This is a genomic window from Mycobacterium angelicum (genome assembly GCF_002086155.1).
In the GTDB taxonomy this organism is placed as follows: Bacteria; Actinomycetota; Actinomycetes; order Mycobacteriales; family Mycobacteriaceae; genus Mycobacterium; species Mycobacterium angelicum.
This window is the reverse complement of record NZ_MVHE01000040.1, coordinates 43,300-49,660: the sequence shown is the minus strand read 5'-3', so window position 1 is coordinate 49,660 and position 6,361 is coordinate 43,300. Positions and strand designations below refer to the sequence as shown.

Annotated in this window: 6 protein-coding genes; 1 reads left to right on the top strand and 5 read right to left on the bottom strand. The window is 68.9% G+C overall.

Annotation, left to right across the window (positions count from 1 at the left end; translation table 11 throughout):
- Positions 1-1,330 (top strand): PGRS repeat-containing protein (locus BST12_RS32895; protein ID WP_211281313.1); only part of this gene is annotated, 1,330 nt, incomplete at its 5' end.
- A gap of 19 nt (positions 1,331-1,349) precedes the next feature.
- Here BST12_RS32895 and BST12_RS19945 read toward each other — a convergent pair.
- The 5 genes from BST12_RS19945 to BST12_RS19925 all read right to left on the bottom strand — a co-directional run bounded on the left by BST12_RS19945 (position 1,350) and on the right by BST12_RS19925 (position 6,320).
- Positions 1,350-2,153, bottom strand: coding sequence for a crotonase/enoyl-CoA hydratase family protein (locus BST12_RS19945; RefSeq protein ID WP_083114858.1), 804 nt, complete (start codon positions 2,151-2,153; stop codon positions 1,350-1,352).
- Positions 2,150-3,298, bottom strand: coding sequence for a thiolase family protein (locus BST12_RS19940; RefSeq protein ID WP_083114857.1), 1,149 nt, complete (start codon positions 3,296-3,298; stop codon positions 2,150-2,152). The genes BST12_RS19945 and BST12_RS19940 overlap by 4 nt, the downstream gene beginning before the upstream one ends.
- 106 nt (positions 3,299-3,404) lie before the next feature.
- Positions 3,405-5,099, bottom strand: coding sequence for a GMC family oxidoreductase (locus BST12_RS19935; protein ID WP_083114856.1), 1,695 nt, complete (start codon positions 5,097-5,099; stop codon positions 3,405-3,407).
- Positions 5,092-5,829, bottom strand: a complete 738-nt coding sequence (locus tag BST12_RS19930; protein WP_083114863.1) for a gluconate 2-dehydrogenase subunit 3 family protein — start codon at positions 5,827-5,829, stop codon at positions 5,092-5,094. Before BST12_RS19930 ends, BST12_RS19935 begins: the two co-directional genes overlap by 8 nt.
- Positions 5,830-5,840: 11 nt before the next feature.
- On the bottom strand, positions 5,841-6,320 hold the full coding sequence (locus BST12_RS19925; RefSeq protein ID WP_083114855.1) for a hypothetical protein: 480 nt from the start codon (positions 6,318-6,320) through the stop codon (positions 5,841-5,843).
- Positions 6,321-6,361 lie beyond the last annotated feature (41 nt).

Sequence of the window (6,361 nt, the reverse complement as noted above, 5' to 3'; positions counted from 1 at the left end):
GGGCGGGGCCGGTGGCCGGGCCGGTTACCTGTTGGGCACCGGGGGTAACGGTGGTGCCGGCGGCGAGGGCGCTACGACCGGCGGGGCCGGCGGCGCCGGCGGCAATGCGGTGTTCATCGGCACCGGCGGCAACGGCGGCAACGGCGGCTTTGGCCCGGTCATCGGCAAGGCGGGCGCAGCTGGATCCGGCGGACCACTGCAACCGTTATATGACATCGTCAACGCGCCCACCCAAGCCCTGCTGGGGCGTCCGCTGATCGGCAACGGCATCAATGGCGATCCGGGCAGTGGGCACAGCGGCACGGCCGGCGGGATATTGCTCGGCAACGGTGGCGCGGGCGGGTCCGGCCCCGCCGGCGCGGCCGGTGGCGCCGGCGGGGCCGCCGGGTTGATGGGCACCGGCGGCGCCGGTGGTGCCGGTGGCAACGCGTCGGCCGGTGGCACGGCCGGAGCCGGCGGACTCGGCGGGGCCGGCGGCTACCTGTCGGGTAGCGGCGGCAACGGTGGCGGTGGCGGCATTGCGACCGGCCCGGCCTCCGGCGACGGCGGCCTCGGCGGCAACGGCGGAGCCGGCGGACTGTTCGGCGCCGGCGGTGGTGGCGGGGCAGGCGGGGCCAGCAATGCCGCTGCCGCCGGGATGGGCGGGCGCGGCGGGAACGCCGGGCTGCTCAGCGGCTTCGTCGGCGCCGGCGGCGGCGACGGTGGCGCCGGCGGAACGGGTGGCACCGCAGGCGGCGGTGTCGGTGGCGCCGGCGGCAACGGCGGCATGCTTGCGGGGTCCGGAGGTGCCGGCGGGGTCGGCGGATTCAACCTGGGCGCCGGCGTCGGCTCGGCCGGTGGAGCCGGCGGCAACGCCGGTGCACTGTTCGGTACCGGTGGCTCCGGTGGTGACGGCGGCGCCGGCGGTATCGGTGGTATCGGCGGCAATGGCGGTGCCGGCGGCACCGGCGGCTACCTGTTCTCGGGCGGCGGGGTCGGCGGGACCGGCGGATTCGGCGCCAACGGCGGCGGGATGGGCGGCGCCGGCGGCGATGCCTTGTTCCTCGGCAACGGCGGCAGCGGCGGAGCCGGCGGAACCAGCATTGGCAAGGGCGGTGGCATCGGCGGGGCCGGCGGCAAGGGCGGTCAGCTGCTGGGCACCGGCGGCGCCGGCGGCGCCGGCGGTGAGGGCGTCACCGCCGGCGGCGAAGGCGGCCGCGGCGGCGACGCCGTAATGATCGGCGACGGCGGCAACGGGGGCAACGGCGGCAACGGCGGTACCGGTGCCGGCGGCAAGGGTGGCGCCCCAGGCGTGCTCTTGGGCCAGCCCGGAAACGACGGCTTGGCTTAAGGCGCGTACCGGCGGACGGTTAGCGCGCTTTCCAGACCGGCTCGCGTTTCTCGGCAAAAGCCAGCGGTCCCTCTGTGGCGTCCTCGGAGCGGATCAGGGTGCGCATTTCGCGTACCGTGCGGTCCCAGCCCGCTTCCTCGTCGGCGATGACGCCATCGTCCACGCCGTAGGCGATGCGCTTGCTGGCCTGCACCGACAGCGGCGCGTTCACCGTCACGCGGGCGGCCAGCGCCACCGCCGCGTCCAGCACCGAACCGTCGGTGACCACCTGGTTGATCAGGCCCCACTCCAAGGCGTCGGACGCGGTGAGCGGCTCGCCGGTCAGCAGCAGCTCCAGGGCCACTTTGCGGGGCAGCTGGTTCATGATCCGGAAAACACCGCCGGCCGCGGCGATCAAACCGCGTTTGACTTCTGGCAGACCGAATTTGGCGCGCTCGCCGGCCACCACCAGATCGCTGGCCAGCGCCAGTTCGGTACCGCCGCCCAGGGCCGTGCCGTTGACCGCTGCGATGGTGGGCTTGTCGACGAAGTGGTGCACGTAACCGGCGAAACCCCACTCGCTGTGCTCGGGGTGGTAGATGTTCTCCCGCCGGGATATGGCCTTGAGGTCGGCCCCGGCGCAGAACGACTTGTCGCCGGCGCCGGTGATCACCACCGCCCGCACCTCGGGGTCGTTCTGCCCTTCTTCCAGCGCATCCCCCACCGCGATGCTGACGGCTGCGTTGACCGCGTTGCGCGCCTCCGGCCGGTTGATGGTGATGACCATGACATTGCCGCGGCGCTCGACGAGCGCCGCGGGCTGACCGTCACCGCTTGCTGTCACAGCAGCTCCAGGATGGTGGCGTTGGCCTGACCGCCGCCCTCACACATGGTCTGCAGTCCGTAGCGAATTCCCTTGTCCCGCATGTGATACAGCAGCGTGGTCATCAGCCGCGCGCCCGAGCCGCCCAGCGGGTGCCCGAGCGCGATCGCGCCGCCGTTGGGGTTGAGCTTCTTCTCGTCGGCTCCGATGTCCTTGAGCCAGGCCAGCGGAACCGGCGCGAACGCCTCGTTGACTTCGTAGGCCCCGATGTCGCCGATGCTCAGGCCGGACCGCTTGAGCACCTTCTGAGTCGCCGGGATGGGCGCGGTCAGCATGATCACCGGGTCGGCGCCGGCCAGGGTTGCGGTGTGCACCTTGGCGATTGGGTTGAGCCCCAACGACTTCGCCTTCTCGGCGGACATGAACAGCAGCGCGGCCGAGCCGTCGGAGATCTGCGAGGAGTTACCCGCGTGGATCACCCCGTCCTCCTTGAAGGCGGGCTTGAGCGAGGCCATCTTCTCCATCGGGGTGCCGCGGCGAATGCCCTCGTCTTTGAGAATCATGTTGCCGTCTTGATCCTTGATGCCCACGATCTGGTCGTCGAAGGCACCGGAATCCTGTGCAGCCGCGGCCTTTTCGTGAGATGCCAGCGAGAACTCATCCAGCGCGAGCCGATCCAGTCCCCACTGCTCGGCGATCATCTCCGCCCCCAGACCCTGGTTGGGAATCCGGCCTTCGTAACGGGTCAGGAACCGCTCCGGATACGGGCGCCCGCCGTTGGCCAGCGACGCACCCATCGGCGTACGTGACATCGACTCCACACCACCGGCGACCACGACGTCGTAGTGCCCGGCGACCACGCCGGCCGCGGCGAAGTGCACCGACTGCTGGCTCGAACCACACTGGCGGTCCACGGTCACGCCCGGCACGGTCTCCGGCCAGCCGGCCGTCAGCAGCGCGGTGCGGCCGATATCGAGGGCCTGTTCGCCGGCCTGCATGACGCAGCCCCAGATGACGTCGTCGACGATCTCAGGGTCGATGCCGGCCTTGTCGGCCAGCCCGTTCAGTACCTGTGCGGACAGCTCCGCCGGGTGTACGCCGGACAATCCGCCGTTGCGCTTGCCGATCGGGGAACGCACTGCCTCGACGATGACGGCTTCAGCCATGACGATGTCTCCTTTGACATTTGTTTGGGCTTCGAACGAAGCGACCTTGCCTCGATTGTCAACCAACGCGTTGGGCGGTCGCCTAGCGGGGGGTGGTTCGGCCTGGTCAGCGGGCGGATCCGGCGCGCGCGCCCCGGTTGACGTCCGCGGTGACGTCGCCGCGGACGATCCGCTCGGCCAGCCGTGACGCCAGCGCCATGATGGTCAGCGCCGGGTTGGCGCTGCCCTGGGTGGGACACACCGAACCGTCGGTCAAAAACAGGTTGGGCACCGCCCAGGTGCGCTGATCGGAGTCGACGACGCTGGTCTCGGGGTCGCTGCCCATCCGGGCACCGCCGATCAGGTGGGCGAAGCGCTGAATGGTGAGCACGTCCTGGGCTTCGGCGGCATGCAGGATGTTGGTGATCACCTTGGTGGAGTACTCGATGTTGGCCTTGTCGTTGTCCGACAGTGCGTAGTCGAATCGGGCGACGGGAATGCCGTAGGGGTCGGTTTCCTCGGCGAGGCTGACCCGGTTTTCCGGGTGTGGCAGGAGCTCGTTGAGGACGCCGATGGTGGCCCAGTGGTTGTAATCGCGCATGTATTCGCGCAGTGCGGCACCCCAATGCCCGTCGGCGAGTACATGTTCGGCCCAGCCGATAGGCAACGGTGAAACGGTCTGGAGGGAGAAGCCGCGCGCGAACCCGCGATCGTGATCGGTTTCGTAGAACTGTTCGGACGAGACCTCCGGTGGCGGCGCCTTGTACATCCGGATCTCTTCGGGCCAGCGCCCCGCGGTTTGCGATGCGCCTTGGACCATCACATAGCGGCCGACCTGATCGTTGTCGTTGCACAATCCGTTGGGAAACTGGCGGCTCTGCGAATTGAGCAGCAGCCGGGGCGTTTCTATCGAATAGCACGCTACCGCAACCACTTTCGCGTGCTGATGGCGTTCCTTGCCGTCGCCTTCCGCGAAATAGGTGACGCCCGTGGCGTTTCCGGATTCGTCGAGTTCGACGCGGCTGGCCATGGAGTTGGCCCGGATCTCCACGCCGTGAGCCAGCGCGTCGGGCAGATGAGTGACGTACGGGCTGGCCTTGGCGTTGACCTTGCAGCCTTGCAAGCAGTAGCCGCGATAGATGCAATGCGGCCGATTCCCGAAGGTGCCGTTGACGATTCCCACCGGGCCGACCTTCATTTCGATGCCCAGCTTGATGGCGCCTTCCCACAGTTTCATCGCGGCACCCGACACCGGATGTGGAGCGAACGGATACTTGTGCGGATAGCCCCACGGCCAATCCTGGCCGGCCACCGGCAGTTCGGCCTCCAGCCGCTCGTAGTGCGGCCGCAGATCGGCGTAGCTGATCGGCCAGTCGGCCCCGACCCGGTCGCGGGTGAAGGTCTCGAAATCGCTGGGGTGGAAACGCGGTGTGTATCCGGCGTAGTGCACCATGGAGCCGCCCACCCCGCGACCGGAGTTGTTCTTGCCCAGCTCGATTGGGTCAGAGCCGCCGATGATGCGTTTCTGGGTCCAGTACAGCTGATGGGAGCCGGCCTCGTCGGAAACCCAGTCCTGGTCGGGATGCCAGAACGGGCCGGCCTCGAGAATGACGATTCGCCAGCCGGCCCGCGCCAGTCGTTGGGCCAGTACCGAACCGCCCGCGCCGGCGCCGACGACAACCAGGTCGACCTCCTCGTCGTGGTAGCGGCGCATCGTTGCCTCACCCGGCAGGTCACGGGAGTGCACGTCGAGCAGGAACCGCGAATCGTTGTCGGGTGGTCCCACTGCCCCTTTGAGCAGTCCGCGCCAGAAGTCACCCATCGATGTGTTCCTTCTCGACGGTCTGGACCGGATCTTCGTCTGTGGCGCCGGGCTTTTCGAACGGCTCCCGAGAGCCGACACCGCCGAGGCGCATGAAACCGCGCGGATACGCCGGGCCACCGAAACCGATTTCGTTCCAAGACCACGGGTGACTGTAGAACGCGCTCAGAACCATCCTCATCACCACCGACCAGGCGCGCGAAACGTTCAACCGATCCCAGCTGCCGCCGGACAGTTCGGAGTTCGCGAATCGCCCGACGATGGCTTCGCAGGTTTTGGCGTCGGCGTCGGCGAAGGACCCCACCCCGGCTTCCCGGGCCGCCTCGTCCAAACCACGCAGCACCAGGTGCCAGGTGTCTCTGTCGTCGGGCATGTCGGCGTATTGGTATCCGTCCAGCTGGGCGTCGGCGAGCTTGCCGTCGACGACCTCGGGCACCGGGATCCGCGGCTCGGCATCCTGGGCCAGCACGGTGTCGCAGAACAACCGCAACGTCGGCTCCTCGGCGGAATCGAAAAAGCGCAACGGTCCCGGCTTTTCCAGCCGCGCCAGCACCACGCTCTTCGTTGCGTCGTCCCAACTGTCGGAGGTGGACAGTACGTCGTAGTCCGGGTAGCGCCCGATCATCTGCGGGGTGACCCCGCGACGTTGCCGCGGCAACCATGAGGGGTGTAGCGGCTTGCCGTCGGGGCGCAATTTCGGCAGATGCTCGCCGCGGGACATATCCGGCATTGCGATCCGGCTCACTTCTCGCGGCGCAGGACCGCGGCCAGCAAGCCCATGCCGCCGACGATGCTCATCAGGCCGGGGGCGGCGATGGGCGGGCCCATCGGCACGTTATAGCTGGCCAATCGCCAGCCGCCGGGCCGGCGGCTCACCCCGCGCGCATGCAGGTATTGGCCTAGTAGGCCATTGGCCGCGTAGACCGCTGAGGTGGCGGGCAGCCACCGCTTGGCCCAGCGCCGGGAGAAGACGCCGGCGACGCCGGCGACGACGACTGGCGGGGTGACCAGAATGGGGCTCCACATCAGCTTGTTGCCGAAGCTGGCGCGGTAGTGCTCCAGATAAATTTCCGCGGTCGTCACCAGCGCGGCGAACGCCGTCAGACCCGACAGCGACCGTTCGAACCGGCCGTGCGAGACGTTACGCAGCGCGTGGTCGACGAAGTGCTCCACCTCGCCTACCCACTCGCCATGGCTTCCCGAGTCGCCCGTCAACAACATCAGCCTTTTCCTTTCCCGCATGGGTCCCGAAGGGGTCCTGA

Bases quoted from the DNA above. Each gene is read 5' to 3' on its own strand.
- BST12_RS19940 (WP_083114857.1), bottom strand. From the start codon at position 3,298: ATGGCTGAAGCCGTCATCGTCGAGGCAGTGCGTTCCCCGATCGGCAAG.
- BST12_RS19930 (WP_083114863.1), bottom strand. From the start codon at position 5,829: ATGCCGGATATGTCCCGCGGCGAGCATCTGCCGAAATTGCGCCCCGAC.
- BST12_RS19925 (WP_083114855.1), bottom strand. From the start codon at position 6,320: ATGTTGTTGACGGGCGACTCGGGAAGCCATGGCGAGTGGGTAGGCGAG.
- BST12_RS19935 (WP_083114856.1), bottom strand. From the start codon at position 5,099: ATGGGTGACTTCTGGCGCGGACTGCTCAAAGGGGCAGTGGGACCACCC.